This is a genomic window from Ensifer sp. M14 (genome assembly GCF_003355565.1).
GTDB lineage: Bacteria > Pseudomonadota > Alphaproteobacteria > Rhizobiales > Rhizobiaceae > Ensifer.
Map to the genome: position 1 here is coordinate 73,747 of NZ_QJNR01000014.1, position 16,665 is coordinate 90,411.

Genomic DNA, 16,665 nt, shown 5'->3' on the forward strand with positions numbered 1-16,665 from the left:
GGCGTGATGAGATTGATTGAGGGAAGTGGGCCAAATATTGCTTTGAAAATACCTGGGGGCGTGTCTATTGCTCACCGAAATATGGGCAGGAAGAGCAATCCCACCGGGCATGGGCGTGAGGCGCAATGCAAGGTCGCGCTCAGCCGATAGCAATTGACGAGGACGAAGTGAAGCGCCCGCAGCAAGCCATCGATCTTCAGACGGTTCCGCGGCCCGTTGCCGCGATGACGCGTCTCTACGAGACGAGCGTCGATTTCGGCTGGCACAGCCATCGGCGCGGCCAATTGCTGCAGAGCGTCGAAGGCTTCATGACGGCGCGAACGTTGGATGCGTCGTTCATCGTGCCGAGCGGGCATGGCCTGCTGATCGCGCCGAACCTGCCGCACGCCGTGACCAGCCACGGCCGGGTGCGGATGCAGTCGCTTTACATCGAGCCGGCGACCGATCCGGTGCTGGGATGGGATCCGGTCCGCGTCATTCCGACATCGCCGTTGCTGTCGGCGACCGTTTCGGCCCTGCTTGAAGAGCCCGTGCTCTATGACGAGGATGGCCGGGGCGGGCATCTCGTCGCCTTGATCCTGCAGGAGATCACGCGCGCCAAGGAAGGCCCCTTCGCTCTGCCGATGCCGCAGGACAAACGGTTGCAGAAACTCTGCATGGATCTCTCCGACAAGCCATCCATCGATCTCGATATCGACAGCTGGTCCGACATGCTGGGCATGAGCCGGCGGACCATGACCCGCAAATTCCGGACGCAGACCGGCATGAGTTTTGCCGAGTGGCGACGGCGTCTGCGCATCGCCCATGTCATGCGCCGTCGGGCCGAAGGCGCACGGTTGGAGGAGGCGGCTGTTGACGTCGGATATCGCTCCGTTTCGGCCCTGCGCAACGCGCTGCGCGAGGTGCTGCCGTGACCGCGGTCGCAATGGCGGTGGACACCGCCGAGAAAAGCCAGGGCGCCATCATTCACGCGACGGATGTCAGCGTCGTCTTCAATGGCATGGCGGCTGTCGATCGGGCCTCTGTCGCTATTCGTCCCGGTCGCATCACCGCTATTTGCGGCGCGAACGGCTCGGGCAAGAGCACGCTTCTGAAATGCCTTTCAGGGCTGGAGGCGCCGACCAGCGGCGCTGTTCTGCTCGCCGGTCAGGCCCTTGCCGGCCTGAGCCGGCGCCAGATCGCAAGGCAGGTTGCCGTGCTGGGACAAAACCCTGAAACACCTGCGGGTCTGAATGTCGAGGAACTGGTCGAGCAGGGACGATATCCGCACCGGCCGTGGCTGACGCGCCTGAGGGGACATGACCAGGATGCGATCGAGCGGGCGATTGCTGCCGTCGATCTCAAGGATATGCGCCAGCGCCAGCTCGCCTCGCTTTCCGGCGGTGAGCGCCAACGGGCCTGGGTGGCGATGGCGCTCGCCCAAGAGCCGCAGATTCTCTTTCTCGACGAGCCCACCAGCTTCCTCGACGTGCGCCATCAGGCGGAGCTTTTGACGCTCTTGCGTCGGCTCAACCGCGAAGAGGGGCTGACGATCATCGCGGTGCTGCACGATCTCAATCAGGTGATCGAATTTGCCGACGACGTCATCCTGATGAAGAAGGGGCAGGTGCTTTCGACCGGCGCGCCGGTGGAGATTTTCACACCACGGCTCCTGAGCCATGCCTTCGGATGCACGGTTGATGTCGTCCCGCATCCCCATACCGGCCGGCCCTTCTGCCTGATCGACTGGGTCGGAGACCGCAGCGGTCGCGATCGCGCCGGAGACCATCGCTAGTGCGTTCGGCATCGTTGCATGCATCGTCGGCAGTTTCACTGACGCTGATGTTCGGGGCGGGGCTGGTCCTGCTGATAGGCCTTTCGTTCCTGGCGCTGATGCAGGGCGGCAGCCTTGTGGCCTGGAGCGATATTGCCGCGGCGCCCTTTCGCCCCGAAACACTGGCCCAAGCCATCATCGAGACCATCCGCGCGCCCAGGCTTTCGGCTGCGATCCTGGTCGGCATCTGTCTTGCTGTCGCCGGCGCCGTCATGCAGACCGTGCTTCGCAATCCGCTTGCTGCACCTGATATTCTGGCGGTGACGACAGGTGCGCAGCTTGCGCTGGTCATCGTGACACTGCTTCTGCCGTTCTATGTGCCGAGCCTGGCGGCGACCGTTTTTGGCGGCGTATTCGGCGGGCTTTCCTGCCTGATGCTCGGGGGAGGCCTCCGTGCGCCGCCGGTGCGTCTGGCGCTTGCCGGCATCGCCGTGTCGCTGTCGTTCGCGGCGATTTCATCGGCCATCGTCCTCATAGCCGACGATCGGGCCTCCGGTATCGTCCTCTGGTCGGCCGGAATCCTCGACCAGACGGGCTGGACGAAGGTCGCAACCGTCGGGCCTGCCGTCGCCATCGGACTCTTCGTCGTCGGTATGATGGCGCGAGCGCTTGATCTGCTCGGGCTCGGCGAGGATTCGGCAAAGGGTCTTGGCATCACCAGAACGGTGACTGTGCTTGCCCTTGGTGCAAGCGTGGTGCTGGCCGGCGCGGCCGTGACGCTCGGCGGTCCCATCGGCTTCGTCGGCCTCGCCGTTCCCAATCTGATCCGCGGCATCGGCATTACCCGGCATCGCCAGGTCATTCCGCTTTCGGCGCTGTGGGGTGCGGTGGTCGTGCTGCTGGCCGACGTCACGGCACAATGGCTAAGCGCCGAAGGCTCGTCGATCCCGACCGGGGCGATCGTTGCCTGCCTTGGGGCACCGACAATGCTCATTCTGTTGCGCTTTGCCAGGATTGGCCAGGAACAGCGGCCAAGGGCGCTTTCGATATCCTCTCGGCTGCCGGCCGGTATCCTCCTTGCAATTCTGCTGGTCGCATCGGCGATTGCTGTCGTGTTGGCACTCGCTGTAGGCGACGGTGTCGCCAAGACAATGGCGGAGTTAGCGGCCGTGTTCGATTTGCGGGCGCCGCGCCTGCTTGTCGCCATGGGGGCCGGCATGCTTCTCGCGGGTGCTGGCGTCTTCCTTCAGGCGGCCACCCGCAATCCGCTGTGCGGGCCGGAAACCTTGGGTCTGGCGCAGGGGGCTGCACTCTTCAGTCTTGCGGCGCTTCTGGGCGGGTTGCTGCCGGGATCGTTCGGCTTCCAGCTGGTGGCGGCCGCAGGCTCCTTTGCCGCCCTGTTCTGCCTCTTTGCCTTCGGGGTCCATCGCACACCGGAAAGGCTGGTGCTTTACGGCATTGCCCTTGCGGCGAGCCTCGGCGCCTGCGGCACCATCGTCGTCGTCGAGGCCCGGCTGCAGGCGACGCAGGCCCTGTCGTGGCTGGCGGGTTCCACCCACGCCCGCGGCATGGACGATGTAGCCGCGCTGCTCCCATGGCTCGCGTTCCTGCTCATTGCGGCCGTGTCATTCTGCTCACGGCTCGATGTGCTGGTCCTCGGTGATGATACGGCACGGTCGCTGGGGCTTTCGACCAGCAGAACCCGTTTTGCTGCGGCGGCGATGGCAGCCACTTTCGTCGCCGGCGCGGTGTCGTCCATTGGCGCCATCGGCTTCGTCGGTCTGCTCGCGCCGCATGCGGCAAGGCTTCTCGCCGGCCCGAAACATGCGCGCCTTCTGCCTGTGTCGCTCGTTCTCGGCGCCATTCTCGTTGCCGTCGCCGATATGGTCGGGCGCAGCATCATTGCACCGCGCGAGCTGCCGGCGGGGATCGTGACCGCATTGGTCGGGGCGCCAGTGTTCGCCCTGCTGCTGCACCGTCGTCGCTCTTAGTTGCGGAATATGCCCTTGTAGTAGGCTCCGTTTCTCGGCGGAGGCTTATTGACGGCGACCGTAGGACGCCTGCTTTTCCTGGGTCCGGCCGACGGCTTTCCCGATGCTTCGGCATTGCGTGTTGAGCTGTCCTGCGATTTGTTTTGGGCTGCGGCGGGGTCCACGACACCGGTGCCGATCATAAAGGCCAGGACTGCGATGACTGACAGTCCGCTGAGCATTCTGCTAATTGTTCCAACCTCACGCTGCCGTGTTGCGGTACACGACCGCATGAGCGTGCGTTGACGGTGTGACGTTTGCAGCGTGCTCTGCCGTCGCCGCGTCGGCGCCACCATGCCGGTCGACCCGATCCTCGCCTGGAAGAGGCGCGCTTTGCAACCCAGCATGTGGACGCTGCGGGCCGCATTCTACTTTGGATCGGCTGAGTTCGCGCCGATCAAATGGTAACATCGCGCCTCCAAGCGGACGAGGGCGAGTGACATGCTGAGCGCGGACCGAAGTGACCGGGGGCCATTCTGGACACGACCCATTCCAGTGGGACAGGCGGAACTCAGCCCGTCCGTTCTCGAAGAGATTGACGCGAACGGGGGGCGAACCGGATTTCGCGGCTACGTCCTGCAGATCTTCGATGCACTGGATGCACCGCCTTCGGGTGTTCTCGAAATCGCGTTCAATCGAAAGCAGCACCGCGCCTGCGGCATTTACGAGAGCGAAGCATCGGGCCCTGCTGCCCGGCGGGATCGTGTCGTCTTGATGACCGATCCGGTCTGGTTTGCCGCCTCGACGCCGCAGGAGGCCGCAAACGTGCTGTTTCAAACGTTGGTCGACCGCGCACCTGATCTCTAGGTGTGCGAGACCGCCGGCCTGTGTCGCGGCGGCCATGTGGAACGTCACTCCGGTCAGGATGTCGAGACGGCCTCTTGTCGGCGACGGCTGCTATCGACCGGCTGGGAAAAGCCAGTCCGGCAGCCGCGCCGGCACGCTTCCGGTCAGCGCCGCCGTCACGCAATCGGCAAGGTTGCCAAGGCGAACCGCACGGCCGGACAGGCCGGGGCCGTAATGGGCATATTTACCGGAATTGGTCATCAGTGCGCGGGTCCGCGTCGGGAACACCGGTTCCGAAATCGAGCACCAACAGAGATCGGGCAAGACCTGTACGCCGCTCGCCTCAAGGGTGGCAAGGATGCCTTCGGCGCGCGCGGCGGCAATCACCTCGCGGCCGGCCGTAACGATGACAGCGACATCCTTATTTCGTGTGCGACCACCAAGCGCCGTGGCCAGGGCCCGGCATTCGTTGAGCGACGCATGAGGGCTGCCGATGGCAACGAGTTCCACGTCCTCGGGGCCTTCGTTCAGCACCGTCCAGGCGGCTGCCATCTCGGCGCGCGTGATTGTTACAGCATCAGCTTCGCTTTTCGCCGCACCTTCTGCCTCCGGCGTAACGCCTTCGATGTGCAGCATGGGGGCGGCGGACGTTGTCCCGAAGGCAGCGCAGAGTGCCTTCAGGTCGTCGGGCGAAGGTTTTGCCGCGGCAAGGCCGCGCAGAAGCGGGATACGATCCGGCGCGGCGCGCCCGGCGAGATAGCCGATCAGCGGCCAGAAGGCATCGTCCACGGCTTCGGGCAGATCCACGTCGATGACGCGGCTCGCCCTGCGGTGTTCGTCGAGATAGACGCCGGAGAGCGGCGCGCGGCCCGTCAGCGCGATGCAGAGATCGAGGAAGTCAGGGTGTTTTGCCGTCCGCGCGCCGAGCACGGTATTGGCGTAAATAACGGCGTTCGATTCCGCCCATGCAATCGCTTCGCCGGCCTCAGGCGCGCTGTCGAGCAGATAGGGCGAACAGGTAAAGGTCGGGCGGCAGCCCATGCGGACATAGGCGTCGGCAAGGCGGGCTGCGGGGTCGCCAAAGGAAGACGGTACACCCTGCGCCTGCCAGTTGGCGCGGTCGACCGAGATGGCGTTCATCGTGGTCGGCAATCGGACCCGCGCGCCCATGTCGGCCATTTTCTCGGCGAAGGTCAGGTTGGCAGGGCTGGCATAGATGCAGCCGTCGATATGCCCCTGGGTGACGCTGACAAGATGTGTCGCACCCTGCTGCGCGGCCATGGCACAGATGATGCGCATGGCTGCCTCAACCGCCACGCCGTCGCGGCCTTCCAGCATGGCGCGGTCCGCGTCATCAAGGTCGAGCTTTGCGGTCGCAGGCGGGGCGATCTCGATCGTCAGCCCGTCGGCCACGATCGCCTTTTCGGTGATGCGCGCAGACTTTGCCTCGGCGAGCGCTGCGAAAGCATCGCGTGAGAGCCGAAGGACGGGCAACTGCTTGTCGAACATCTCGGCTGCAATCAGCGCGCCCAGCGTCAGCACGTCCTCTGCCTCGGAAAAGACGAGGGCTGCCGGCGCGCGGCCGGTCAATGCCAGATCGAGAAGCACGCCCGAGCCGGTGCAGGAGCCCCGGCTCGACGGCATCATCAGGATACTGCCGGTGAGACAGACCCCGTGCAGCGGGTGGTGAACATCGATCACCGCTCCGCTCGCCGGGTCGACGCCGCCCCAGAAGCTCAGTGCTTCCGGGGCGGCAACGATAGGTCCCTCAGCGGTGCCGCCAAGGATGCTGTGAGCGGTGATCGTATTTGTCATTTGACGACGAAGCCGTGTGCGAAGGGGTCGCGATCGTCGATGAAGATCGTGTTGATGCCGGTCATGCGCGCCCATCCGGCGATCGAGGGGATGATGGCGTCGCGGTCGGCGACCTTGGTCGCCGCCTCGACCCGACCCTTGAACAGCGAGCCGATGATCGATTCATGCACGAATTCGTCGCCGACCTTCAGCTTGCCCTTGGCGGCCAGCTGCGCCATGCGCGCCGAGGTGCCCGTGCCACAGGGCGAGCGGTCGATCGCCTTTTCGCCGTAGAACACGGCGTTGCGGGCGTGCGCTTCGGCCTGCGTCGGCTTGCCCGTCCATTGGATGTGGCTGAGCCCCTTGATCTCCGGATGCTCGGGATGGACGAACTCGTACTTCGCGTTCAAGGCGGCGCGCAGCTTCGGGCTCCAGCCGATCAATTCGCCGGCCGTGTGGTCGGCCATATCGCGAAAATTCTTTTGCGGCTCGACGATGGCGTAGAAATTGCCGCCATAGGCGACGTCGACGACGATCTCGCCGAGGCCTTCGACTTCGGCGGTCAGTCCCTCGGCATAGAGGAAACCGGGCACGTTGGTCAGGCGCACTTCCTCGACGAAGCGGCCCTCCTGGCGGTAGCTGATGTCGACCTTGCCGGCCGGCGCGTCGATTGACAGCTTGCCGGGCTCGCGCGGCGTGATCAGGCCGTTCTCGATCGCCATGGTGATCGTGCCGATGGTGCCGTGGCCGCACATGGGCAGGCAGCCGGAGGTCTCGATGAACAGCACCGCAACGTCGCAATCGGGACGCGTCGGCGGGTAGAGGATCGAGCCGGACATCATGTCATGGCCACGCGGCTCGAACATCAGGCCGGTGCGGATCCAGTCGAATTCCCGGAGGAAATGGGCGCGCTTTTCCAGCATGTTGGCGCCTTCGAGACGAGGGCCGCCGCCGGAAACGAGGCGGACGGGATTGCCGCAGGTGTGCCCGTCGATGCAGGAGAAAGTGTAGGTGGCCATGGTCGAAACCTCTGTCAGAATCGTTGCGGCGAGAAGGGGGCGATGTCAATCGTCGGGGACTGGTTGGTCAGGAGATCCGCGACCAGCCGGGCGGAGCCCGCCGATTGGGTCAGGCCGAGATGGCCGTGACCGAAAGCATAGACGACCCGCGCCGTGGCCCGGGCGCGGCCGATGGCTGGAAGGCTGTCGGGCAGCGACGGGCGGAAACCCATCCACTGCACGCCGCCCGTGGGCTTGAGGCCTGGCAGGAAGGTTTGGGCCTTCTGCAGCATGGCCTCGGATCGGCGGTAATTCGGCGGCAGCGTCAACCCGCCGAGTTCGACCGCGCCGCCGACACGGATGCCGGTCGAAAGCCGGGTGACGACGAAGCCATGGCCGCCGAAGGTGACCTGCGTGCGCAGGTCGAAGGCATCTGCCGGCAGCGTGGTGTTGTAGCCGCGCTCGGTTTCGAGCGGGATGCTCTCGCCCAAGGATTTGGCGATCCGGTGCGAGAAGGCGCCGGCCGCAAGCACGACCTGTGCTGCCCGCCGCGTGTTGCCGTTCGTCGTGCGGATTTCGACGCCGTCGTCGATGGCCGCTAGGGCCGTGACCTCAGCTCGCTCGATGGCGCCGCCTCTGGAGCGGAAATGCTCCGCCAAGGCCAGCGTATAGAGCTTGGGGTCGGCGATCGAGTACCAGCCCGGCGTAAACGTGCCATGGGTGAAGCGGGGTGCAAGGCCCGGCTGGATCTCGGCCATCTCGGCCGCGCCCATATGGCGGAACTCGATACCGTGCTTTGCGCGCGCGTCCCATCCGGGCTGCGAGGCCTTGAGTTCAGCTTCGCTCTCATAGACCTGGAGATTGCCTTCCTTGCGCAGCATGGCAAAGGTGCCGGTTGCGGCAAGGAACGGCTCGAGCTCCGCTTTGGACAGGTCCATCATCGCCGTCTGGGCGGCGGTCGAATGGGCCACCCGCTTTGCAGAGCAGGCGCGCCAGAAGCGGAACATCCACGGTGCTATCTGCGCGGCATAGGCCGGCGGCACGCTCAGCGGCCCGAGCGGGTCGAGCAGCCACTTCGGCGCCTTTTTCAGGATGCCGGGTGAGGCGAGCGGCAGGATGTCGGTGAAGGCAAAGGCCCCGGCATTGCCCGCCGAAGCCCCGGCCGCGGGACCCTCCCGGTCGAGCACGGTGACCGAAAGTCCCCGTGCCTGGGCCGCGATTGCTGCGGAAAGGCCGACAACGCCGGCGCCGATGACAATGACGTCAGGCTGAGCTGCATCCTTCATGATCGGCTCAGTGCGTCGCTGCCAGGAACTTCTGCAGTTCTGGATCCTTCGGCGCACCGAATAGCGCTTCCGGAGGGGCGATCTCGGCCATCACGCCCTTGTGGAAGAAGGCCACCCGATCGGACACTTCGCGGGCGAACTTCATCTCGTGGGTGACGCAGATCATCGTCATGCCCTCGGAGGCGAGCATGCGCAGCGTGTCGAGCACTTCGCCGACGAGCTGCGGGTCGAGCGCCGAGGTCACCTCGTCGAACAGCATGTATTCCGGCGACATGGCAAGGGCGCGGGCAATCGCCATGCGCTGCTGCTGGCCGCCGGACATGCGGTTCGGGTAGACCGAAAGCTTCTCGCCGAGGCCGACATGCGTCAACTGCTTGACGGCCATCTCCTCGGCCGCCTGCTTGGACTGGCCGAGCACCTTGCGCGGGGCGAGCATGACGTTTTCGAGCACGGTCAGGTGCGGAAAGGCGTTCCATTGCTGGAAGACGATGCCGATCTTGCTGCGCAGCTTGTTGAGATCCGTGCTCTTGGCATGAACTTCGGTGCCGTCGACCTTGATCCGGCCGGCATCGATCGGCTCGAGGCCGTTGATGCAGGTGAGCAGGGTCGATTTTCCGGAGCCGGAGCCGCCGATGACGGTGACGACTTCACCCTTCTTCACGGTGAGGTCGATGCCTTTCAGAACTTCCAGCGTGCCGAAGGATTTGCGGACGTTTTCAATCTCAATCATTGGGGGACCACCGTTTTTCGAGATACCCACCAAGCCGGGCGATGGGGAAGCTGATGAGGAAATAGATTGCGCCGCAGATCAGGAGAATGAACAGCGGTTCCTGCAGGCGAGTGACGAGGATCTGCGAGGCGCGCAGAAGCTCGATCAGGCCGAGCCAGAGCACGAGCGCGGAATCCTTCATGACGCCGAGCGTGAGGCCGATCCACGACGGAAGCGAAACGCGGGTGGCAAGCGGCGCCACGATATAGCGCATGTCCTGCCACCAGGTCATGCCGAGCGAGCGCGCCGCGCGGCGTGTGGTTGCCGGCACGGACGAAATGCCGCCGCGCACGATCTCGGTACAATAGGCGGCCGTGTAGAGCGACAGCACCACGCAGGAGGTCGTAAACGGAGCCCAGCCCAGTTTGGCAATGGACTGAAAGGCATTGGCCAGCACGAGCTGGATCAGAAGCGGAACGGAGCGAAAAACATCGAGCACGAAGGTCAGCGGCATGGACCAGTATGGTCCGGCCTGGACTCGGATCACCCCGAAAAGGATGCCGAGCAGCGTGCCGGCTGCAACCGAGACGGCGGTGACGGCGAGCGTCATCGCCGCGCCTTGTGCCAGGAAGGCGAGATCACTCCAAGTGAGGGCGGTACTGAACATCTCTCACCTCTCTCAGTAGCGGAACATGCGCGAGGCGATTGCTCGAGCAGCGAGGGTTACGGCCTTGGCGATGACGTAGTAGATCACCGCGGCAAGCGCGAAGAATTCGAAGGTGCGGAACGACCGAGCGTTCAGTTCCTGGGTGACGCCGGCCAGGTCCGTGTTCATGCCGACGGTGACGCCAAGCGAGGTCATCAGGATTGCCCAGACCATCTGGTTGGTGGTCGGCAGGAAGGCGACGCGCATCATCTGCGGCAGAATGATGTACCGGAAGGCCTGCAGCGCCGTCATGCCGAGCGAACGGCCGGCACGGGCTTGCGTATCCGGTATTGCTTTGAGGGCGCCGCGGAAGTTTTCCGCCAGATAGCCCGCGTTGTTGAAGGCAATGCCGACGAGCAGCGCCGTGTAGGGGCTCAGATGGATGCCGAAATTGCCGAGGCCGAAGTGAGCCATGTAGATCTGGAACAGCGCGGGCGTATTGCGCGCGATCTCGATCCAGGCGGTGGCAAAGCCGCTGAGGGCGCGGTTGCCGGACAGGCGGAACCCTGTCAATGCCAGCGCGCATACGACGCCGATGAGCATGGACAGCAGCGCGATCTGCAGCGTGATCAGCGCACCGTCGAGCATTTGCGGCAATGCTTTCAGCGCCTGGTTCCAGTGGAAGGTGTAATTGAACATCGCCGTCTCACCTTTTCGAAAATGAGCGATACCAATATGCGCTGATATTGGCCGATTGCCCCGGAGTGTCCGGCCTTTCGCCGCCTGACGGCCCCCGCAATCGGTCAATATCAACGCATCTTGGTATGACGGCGCGAGGCAAGTGCCTCGCGCCGTCATTGAAACGCACAGATTAGCGGTAGACGCCGTTTACTGCCAGCGAAGGTAGCTCGCCGCCGACCCACTTTTCGTAGAGTTCAGCATAGCGGCCGGTGCGGACCTGCTGGTTGATGAAGAGGTTCAGGTAGTTGATGAGGCCGTATTCTTCGCGGTTGGTGAAGAGGGCCACGTAGTCGATGTCGAACGGTGCCTTGCCGACGACCGAGATACCGGCGAACTTGCCGGTCTTCACGTTGGCCTGGGCGACGGTCGAAGTCGATACGGTTGCGTCGATCTGGCCCTGGCTGAGAGCGAGGAACACGTCGGCCTGCGTCTGGTAAGGACGGAATTCGCCCGCACCCCATTCCTTGACCTGCTTTTCCAGAGCGATGGCTTCGAAGGTGCCGGCGGTGGCGCCGACAACTTTGCCCTTCATGTCCTCGAAGGACTTGATGCCGGTCTTGTCATTGGCGGTCACTGCCATTTCGAAGGCGAAGTAGGGAACGGTCATGCCAACCGTCTTGGCGCGCTCGAGCGTGTCGGAGGTCGAAGCGACGCCGACGTCGACGCGTCCGGACATCAGCGCAGGAATGCGCTCGGGGAAGGGAGTTTCGACGATCTCGGCCGTGACGCCAAGTGCCTTTGCCAGGTCGTTGCAGTAGTCGACGTCGAAGCCGACCGGATTGTTGTTCTCGTCGCGAGAACCCATCGGCGGGAAGTCAAGAACCACTGCGCAACGCAGCGTACCCGAGCCGATGATGTCATCCAGCTTGTCGGCATGGGCCGGGCTGGTCAGAGCAGTGGCGGCAACGAGGCCGAAGGCTAGGACCGAGGTCTTCATTTTTCTCTCTCCCTGAATTGGTGTGCCGTTTGACGGCGACCGCAATATTCCGCTTTGGAGACAGTAAATCAACCTAAAAATACAAACAGTATACAAAAAGTATATGATCCTATCGCCGGCCGCGTGCGGGGATCCCATTTATTTCGTCAAATGGGATCCCAACGCAGCGATCGGTCGCGTGTCAGTGGCCGAAGTCTTCGGGCAGCAAGGCCTCCGGCATGTTCTGGTAGGCGACAGGACGCAGGAACCGACGGATCGACATGGTCCCGACGCTGGTTGCCCCAAAGTTCGTCGAGGCCGGATAAGGCCCACCGTGCACCATGGAATCTACCACTTCGACCCCGGTCGGAAAACCGTTGACCAGGAGCCGGCCAGCTTTCCGCTCGAGAATGGGGCGCAGCCGCAAGGCCGGCTCGGTATCGCCCGCATCCATGTGCACGGTGACCGTAAGTTGTCCCTGGAGACCGCGCGCGAGCTGCTCCATCTCGTCCTCAGAGTTCACCCGGACGACGAGACCGAGCGGGCCGAAAACCTCCTCGCCGAGCGCGTGGTCGGCGAGAAACTGCGCGCCGGTGGTCTCGAACAGATTGGGTGATGCCGCGCGGTCCGTCGAGCTGGTCACGAGCAGCGGCTTGACGCTGTTGCGGGTGGTGAAACGCTCCTGCCCATCGCGGTAGGCCTTGGCGATGCCGTCGGTCAGCATGGTCTGCGGCGCCACCTTGCCGAGTGCTTCGGTCGCTGCCGCCGTGAAGCGGTCGGCGTCGGCGCCTTCGATCACGACCGCAATGCCCGGATTGGTGCAGAACTGGCCGGCGCCCATCGTCAACGAGCCAGCCCAGCCCTGTCCGAGTGTCTCGGCGCGTGCCTTCAATGCCTCGGGCAGCAGGAACATCGGATTGACCGAACCGAGTTCGCCGAAGAACGGGATCGGTTCGGGACGGGCGGCACACAGATCGAAGAGCGCGCGTCCACCGGCGAGCGAACCGGTGAAGCCGACGGCCTTGATCAGCGGATGCTTGACCAGCGCATGGCCGACGTCGCGGTTGCCGCCCTGGATCAGCGAGAAGACGCCCGGATGAACGCCGCACTTGCGAATGGCGGCTTCGACGGCCGCTGCAACGATCTCGCCGGTGCCGGGATGGGCCGAATGGCCCTTGACCACGACGGGGCAGCCGGCGGCGAGCGCTGCGGCGGTATCGCCGCCGGCGGTCGAGAAGGCGAGCGGGAAGTTGGAAGCGCCAAAGACGGCGACCGGGCCGATCGGCCGCTGGATCAGCCGGATTTCCGGACGGGGCGCCGGCTGGCGTTCGGGAAGGGCGGCATCGACGCGCCGGTCGAGGTAGGCGCCGGCCTCGATATGGTCGGCGAACAGTCTCAGCTGTCCGGTGGTGCGGCCACGTTCGCCCTGCAGCCGCGCTTCCGGCAGGCCGGTTTCCTGGCTGCCGATCGCGGTGATCGCCTCGGCGCGGGCCTCGATCTCGTCGGCGATAGCGCGCAGGAAGGTTGCGCGCTCTGCCCGAGAGGAATTACCGTAGGTCCAGAACGCTTCCTCGGCAGCTTCGCAGGCGCGGTTGACCAGCTCCACGGTGCCGACGGCGAAGTCGTGCGCCGGGCCGTGCGCCGGTGTCGAGGCGAAGGTGGCTGCGCCGTCAAGCCACTCGCCGGCGACGAGATGTTTTCCTTTGGGGGTGAAGACCATCTGCGGATCCTTTCTTGAGAACACCGGTGTCTTTCGGCATGAATAGCTCGCAGCCGATTTGCACTTGTCGGATCTTTGTATACTCTATGTATGCAGAACTTCAACCGCCCGCAACAGGGTCATACGCAGCCAGAAAGGTACAAGATGAGTGAGACCACCACCCTGACGATCTCCGCAGTTCAGGAGCGGGTCGAGGCGATCTTCCGTAAAGGCGGGCTCAACGCCGTCCAGGCCGGAGCCCTTGCCCGGGTGATCGTGGCGGGCGAGCGTGACGCCTGCAAGTCGCACGGCATCTACCGCATCGAGGGCGCGCTGCGCACCGTCAAGGCCGGCAAGGTCAAGCCGGATGCTGTCCCCGAACTGCTGGCGCAGGAAGGCTCGGCCATCGTCAAGGTCAATGCCAAGGGCGGATTTGCCAATCCGGCCTTCGAGCTTGGCCTGCCTGTTTTGGCCGAACGTGCCCGGACGCTCGGCATTGCCGCGCTCGTCATCAACGACTGCACCCATTTCTCGGCGCTCTGGCCGGAAGTGGAAGGCTTGACCGGAGAAGGGCTTGCCGGCCTCGTCATGTGCCCGAGCTATGCGACAGTCGCGCCAACCGGCGGCAACAAGCCGCTGCTGGGCACAAACCCCTTCGCCTTCGGTTGGCCGCGCCAGAACCAGCCGCCCTACGTCTTCGACTTTGCGACTTCGGTTGCCGCGCGCGGCGAGATCGAACTGCACCGTCGTGCCGGGAAGCAGTTGCCTGAAGGCTGGGCTATCGATGCCGAAGGCAATCCGACGACCGACCCGGAAGCAGCCCTTGCCGGCGCCATGCTGCCCTTCGGCGGCCACAAGGGGTCGGCGATCGGCACGATGGTCGAGCTTCTTGCCGGCATCATGATCGGCGACCTGACGAGCCCCGAAGTGCTCGATTATCTCGGCACCACGACCTTGGCGCCGTTCCATGGCGAACTGATCATCGCCTTCTCGCCGGAGAAATTTGCGGCCGGACGGCCGGGCAATCCGTTCGACCGTGCCGAGGTCCTGTTCGAGGCGATCGTCGGCCAGGGTGCGCGCCTTCCTTCGCAGCGTCGCTTCGTTGCGCGCGCCAAGTCGGAAGCCGAAGGCATTGTGCTCAACAAGGCGGAGATGGAACAGCTCGACCGGCTGCTCGCGCTTGGGATCGACGCCGTCGCATAAGCGACGGCGTACCCGCGCCGCAATCGCTCGGCGCACAGTGGATCAGCCAACGAAAAAAGGCCCACCGATTGGCGGGCCTTTCTTTTGTGAAGTGGTGCGGACGATCAGGCCTTGTATTTCTGGACTGCGCCCGGGAGCTTGCTCCACTCGGCATACCAGCTGTTGAACAGCTTGAACTGGGCTTCGACATAGCCACGCTGGCTGTCCGACAGGGCGTCGGTCTCGTTGAAGTGCAGCGTGTATTCCTTGTCGCCCTTCAGCACCATCATGTGCTTGAAGTAGAGAACCAGGTCCGGGCCTTCGTCGAAGGAGGAAAGCACCGCGAGTGCCTGTTCCAGTTCCAGTGCGCGCAGACGTGCGTCGACGTCGCCTTCGGCGGCTGCCCGCGACAGGTTGCACATGTGGATGACTTCCTTCGGCAGCACGCAGCCGATGCCGGTGATCGCACCGGTCGCGCCGCAGTTGACGAAGCCGTGGAACACAGCCGTGTCGACGCCGATCATCAGCGAGACGCCATCGTCACGGCTGGTGATGTTCTCGGCTGCATAACGCATGTCGGCGGCGCCGCCGAATTCCTTGAAGCCGACGAGGTTCGGATGTTCGGCGCGCAATGCGAAGAACAGGTCGGCGCGGGTGGCAAAGCCGTAGTAGGGGCTGTTGTAGATGACTGCCGGCAGGTCCGGAGCGGCCGTAAGAATGGCCTTGAAGTGGTTCTTCTGGGCGGCGACGACCGAGCCGCGCGACAGCACGCGCGGAATGACCATCAGGCCCTGGGCGCCGACCTTCTGGGCGTGGGCCGCATGGGCGACGGCAGACGCGGTGTTGACGGCGCCGGTGCCGACGATCACGGGGATGCCGGCCTTGACCAGACGCTCGACGCCTTCCATGCGCTGCGCGTCGGTCAAAAGCGGCCAATCACCCATCGAGCCGCAATAAACCACTGCGGACATGCCCTGGGCGATCAGGTCCTGGCCCTTGCGCACCAGCGCATCGAAGTTGGGGCTGCGGTCGTCGTTGCACGGGGTCATCAGCGCAGGAATGACGCCGGAGAAAATCTTGGCCTTCATCTCAAACTCCTATTGGTCTGTCGAATGAGCAAAGACCGCCACGTCCTCATCGACGCCGATCTGTGCCTTCGACGATGACAATAGCGCGTTGTATTTTATTTGTCGACAAGAAATCGACATGAGATCACAGAGCGATATCCAGCCGCTCGTCACGGGTGAAAAGGCGCTTGATCTGGGTCACGATCTGCTCGGCATGGACCTTTGCCAGTTGATCCGCCGCCTCGACGTCCCGGGCGGAGATCACGGTGATCATGTCCTCGTGCTCGTCGACAAAGCGCTGCGGCAGCTGGTCGCCATAGGATTGGTAGTAGAGCCGCAGCATCCGCCGGCCCTCGTCGAGCAGACGATTGAAGAGGCCGATGAAGTATGCGTTGCGGCCGGCCTCGGCGATGGCCGAATGGAAGGCTGCGTTGGTGGCGATCATCGCCAGTGCGTCCTGGGCTTGCACGGCGGCGGCAAATTCCGCCTGTCGGGCGCGGATGATCTGCAGGTCTTCCGCGCGATGATGCTGCGCCGCCAGCCGCGTGGTGACGCGATACATCAGCACGAGTGCGTCGAAGAACGTGTGCATGTTGAGGAAGTCGATGCTCGACACCATGGTCGAACGGTTCGGCAGTGTATCGATCAGGCCTTCGCCGGCAAGCCGCACCAGCGCTTCGCGGATCGGCGTGCGCGACATCTTGAAGCGTTCTGCAAGCTGAACCTCATCGATCGGGCTGCCAGGCGGCAACACCAGATCGAGAATTTCATCACGCAGAAGGTCGTAGACCATCTTTACTCCGGAGCCACGCTTGCGCTCGAGTGTTGGGCTGGAATCGGTGTCGGTCATGTCAAGAATCCTTATGTCGACACGATAAATACTTCTCCCTGCTCGTCGGATCAACTCTGCATAGACATTGGTTTCGTGGCGCGATGGTTCCCGAGGCCAGCCATCGCGATGCGCCGACGAGCGCGGCTGCCTTCGAACTTTTCTGGCGCTTTCAACGCGCCTTACTGCCGGCATGGCAGAACTTGCCGGTTCTTCTCGGAAACAACGG

At 64.0% G+C, this 16,665-nt stretch carries 15 protein-coding genes; 5 read left to right on the forward strand and 10 right to left on the reverse strand.

What is annotated here, in order from left to right:
* Window positions 1-125 precede the first annotated feature (125 nt).
* The 4 genes from BLJAPNOD_RS29055 to BLJAPNOD_RS29075 all read left to right on the forward strand — a co-directional run bounded on the left by BLJAPNOD_RS29055 (window position 126) and on the right by BLJAPNOD_RS29075 (window position 4,590).
* Window positions 126-914, forward strand: coding sequence for a helix-turn-helix domain-containing protein (locus tag BLJAPNOD_RS29055; protein ID WP_244611141.1), 789 nt, complete (start codon window positions 126-128; stop codon window positions 912-914).
* Window positions 911-1,774: an ABC transporter ATP-binding protein gene (locus BLJAPNOD_RS29060; RefSeq protein WP_244611142.1), complete on the forward strand. Its 864-nt coding sequence runs from the start codon at window positions 911-913 to the stop codon at window positions 1,772-1,774. Before BLJAPNOD_RS29055 ends, BLJAPNOD_RS29060 begins: the two co-directional genes overlap by 4 nt.
* Complete coding sequence (locus BLJAPNOD_RS29065; protein WP_244611143.1) at window positions 1,774-3,744, forward strand: iron ABC transporter permease; 1,971 nt, start codon at window positions 1,774-1,776, stop codon at window positions 3,742-3,744. The genes BLJAPNOD_RS29060 and BLJAPNOD_RS29065 overlap by 1 nt, the downstream gene beginning before the upstream one ends.
* A gap of 480 nt (window positions 3,745-4,224) precedes the next feature.
* Window positions 4,225-4,590: a hypothetical protein gene (locus BLJAPNOD_RS29075; RefSeq protein ID WP_147294604.1), complete on the forward strand. Its 366-nt coding sequence runs from the start codon at window positions 4,225-4,227 to the stop codon at window positions 4,588-4,590.
* 90 nt (window positions 4,591-4,680) lie between these two features.
* On the opposite strand, the gene BLJAPNOD_RS29080 is transcribed toward BLJAPNOD_RS29075, so the two are convergent.
* The 8 genes from BLJAPNOD_RS29080 to BLJAPNOD_RS29115 form a co-directional block, all read right to left on the reverse strand.
* Window positions 4,681-6,384: an aconitase X gene (locus BLJAPNOD_RS29080; protein ID WP_115422361.1), complete on the reverse strand. Its 1,704-nt coding sequence runs from the start codon at window positions 6,382-6,384 to the stop codon at window positions 4,681-4,683.
* Window positions 6,381-7,382 (reverse strand): 4-hydroxyproline epimerase, encoded by a 1,002-nt coding sequence (locus BLJAPNOD_RS29085; protein WP_025429445.1) that lies wholly within the window; start codon window positions 7,380-7,382, stop codon window positions 6,381-6,383. Before BLJAPNOD_RS29085 ends, BLJAPNOD_RS29080 begins: the two co-directional genes overlap by 4 nt.
* Before the next feature lie 14 nt (window positions 7,383-7,396).
* Window positions 7,397-8,647, reverse strand: coding sequence for an FAD-binding oxidoreductase (locus BLJAPNOD_RS29090; RefSeq protein ID WP_115422362.1), 1,251 nt, complete (start codon window positions 8,645-8,647; stop codon window positions 7,397-7,399).
* A gap of 7 nt (window positions 8,648-8,654) precedes the next feature.
* Window positions 8,655-9,377 (reverse strand): amino acid ABC transporter ATP-binding protein, encoded by a 723-nt coding sequence (locus BLJAPNOD_RS29095; protein WP_077501073.1) that lies wholly within the window; start codon window positions 9,375-9,377, stop codon window positions 8,655-8,657.
* The gene (locus BLJAPNOD_RS29100) at window positions 9,370-10,023 is read right to left on the reverse strand and encodes an amino acid ABC transporter permease (RefSeq protein WP_077501074.1); all 654 of its coding nucleotides are present in this window, start codon (window positions 10,021-10,023) and stop codon (window positions 9,370-9,372) included. The genes BLJAPNOD_RS29095 and BLJAPNOD_RS29100 overlap by 8 nt, the downstream gene beginning before the upstream one ends.
* A 12-nt stretch (window positions 10,024-10,035) precedes the next feature.
* On the reverse strand, window positions 10,036-10,701 hold the full coding sequence (locus BLJAPNOD_RS29105; protein WP_077501075.1) for an amino acid ABC transporter permease: 666 nt from the start codon (window positions 10,699-10,701) through the stop codon (window positions 10,036-10,038).
* Between the two features lie 172 nt (window positions 10,702-10,873).
* Window positions 10,874-11,680: a transporter substrate-binding domain-containing protein gene (locus tag BLJAPNOD_RS29110; RefSeq protein ID WP_025429440.1), complete on the reverse strand. Its 807-nt coding sequence runs from the start codon at window positions 11,678-11,680 to the stop codon at window positions 10,874-10,876.
* Between the two features lie 181 nt (window positions 11,681-11,861).
* Complete coding sequence (locus BLJAPNOD_RS29115) at window positions 11,862-13,379, reverse strand: aldehyde dehydrogenase (NADP(+)) (protein WP_115422363.1); 1,518 nt, start codon at window positions 13,377-13,379, stop codon at window positions 11,862-11,864.
* A gap of 144 nt (window positions 13,380-13,523) precedes the next feature.
* Between BLJAPNOD_RS29115 and BLJAPNOD_RS29120 the strand changes: the two genes are divergently transcribed.
* On the forward strand, window positions 13,524-14,561 hold the full coding sequence (locus tag BLJAPNOD_RS29120) for an Ldh family oxidoreductase (protein ID WP_077501077.1): 1,038 nt from the start codon (window positions 13,524-13,526) through the stop codon (window positions 14,559-14,561).
* 104 nt (window positions 14,562-14,665) lie between these two features.
* Here the strand turns inward: BLJAPNOD_RS29120 and BLJAPNOD_RS29125 are convergent, their stop codons facing one another.
* Together BLJAPNOD_RS29125 and BLJAPNOD_RS29130 are read right to left on the reverse strand one after the other, a co-directional pair.
* Entirely contained in the window at window positions 14,666-15,628 is a 963-nt protein-coding gene (locus BLJAPNOD_RS29125) for a dihydrodipicolinate synthase family protein (RefSeq protein WP_115422364.1), read from the reverse strand.
* Window positions 15,629-15,752: 124 nt separating this feature from the next.
* Complete coding sequence (locus BLJAPNOD_RS29130; RefSeq protein WP_077501079.1) at window positions 15,753-16,457, reverse strand: GntR family transcriptional regulator; 705 nt, start codon at window positions 16,455-16,457, stop codon at window positions 15,753-15,755.
* Between the last annotated feature and the right edge of the window lie 208 nt (window positions 16,458-16,665).

What these genes read in the sequence shown, in the direction of transcription:
- BLJAPNOD_RS29095 (WP_077501073.1), bottom strand. Translation starts at nt 9,377, where the DNA reads ATGATTGAGATTGAAAACGTCCGCAAATCCTTCGGCACGCTGGAAGTT.
- BLJAPNOD_RS29085 (WP_025429445.1), bottom strand. Translation starts at nt 7,382, where the DNA reads ATGGCCACCTACACTTTCTCCTGCATCGACGGGCACACCTGCGGCAAT.
- BLJAPNOD_RS29090 (WP_115422362.1), bottom strand. Translation starts at nt 8,647, where the DNA reads ATGAAGGATGCAGCTCAGCCTGACGTCATTGTCATCGGCGCCGGCGTT.
- BLJAPNOD_RS29110 (WP_025429440.1), bottom strand. Translation starts at nt 11,680, where the DNA reads ATGAAGACCTCGGTCCTAGCCTTCGGCCTCGTTGCCGCCACTGCTCTG.
- BLJAPNOD_RS29075 (WP_147294604.1), top strand. Translation starts at nt 4,225, where the DNA reads ATGCTGAGCGCGGACCGAAGTGACCGGGGGCCATTCTGGACACGACCC.
- BLJAPNOD_RS29130 (WP_077501079.1), bottom strand. Translation starts at nt 16,457, where the DNA reads ATGACCGACACCGATTCCAGCCCAACACTCGAGCGCAAGCGTGGCTCC.
- BLJAPNOD_RS29105 (WP_077501075.1), bottom strand. Translation starts at nt 10,701, where the DNA reads ATGTTCAATTACACCTTCCACTGGAACCAGGCGCTGAAAGCATTGCCG.
- BLJAPNOD_RS29100 (WP_077501074.1), bottom strand. Translation starts at nt 10,023, where the DNA reads ATGTTCAGTACCGCCCTCACTTGGAGTGATCTCGCCTTCCTGGCACAA.
- BLJAPNOD_RS29115 (WP_115422363.1), bottom strand. Translation starts at nt 13,379, where the DNA reads ATGGTCTTCACCCCCAAAGGAAAACATCTCGTCGCCGGCGAGTGGCTT.
- BLJAPNOD_RS29055 (WP_244611141.1), top strand. Translation starts at nt 126, where the DNA reads ATGCAAGGTCGCGCTCAGCCGATAGCAATTGACGAGGACGAAGTGAAG.
- BLJAPNOD_RS29125 (WP_115422364.1), bottom strand. Translation starts at nt 15,628, where the DNA reads ATGAAGGCCAAGATTTTCTCCGGCGTCATTCCTGCGCTGATGACCCCG.
- BLJAPNOD_RS29080 (WP_115422361.1), bottom strand. Translation starts at nt 6,384, where the DNA reads ATGACAAATACGATCACCGCTCACAGCATCCTTGGCGGCACCGCTGAG.
- BLJAPNOD_RS29120 (WP_077501077.1), top strand. Translation starts at nt 13,524, where the DNA reads ATGAGTGAGACCACCACCCTGACGATCTCCGCAGTTCAGGAGCGGGTC.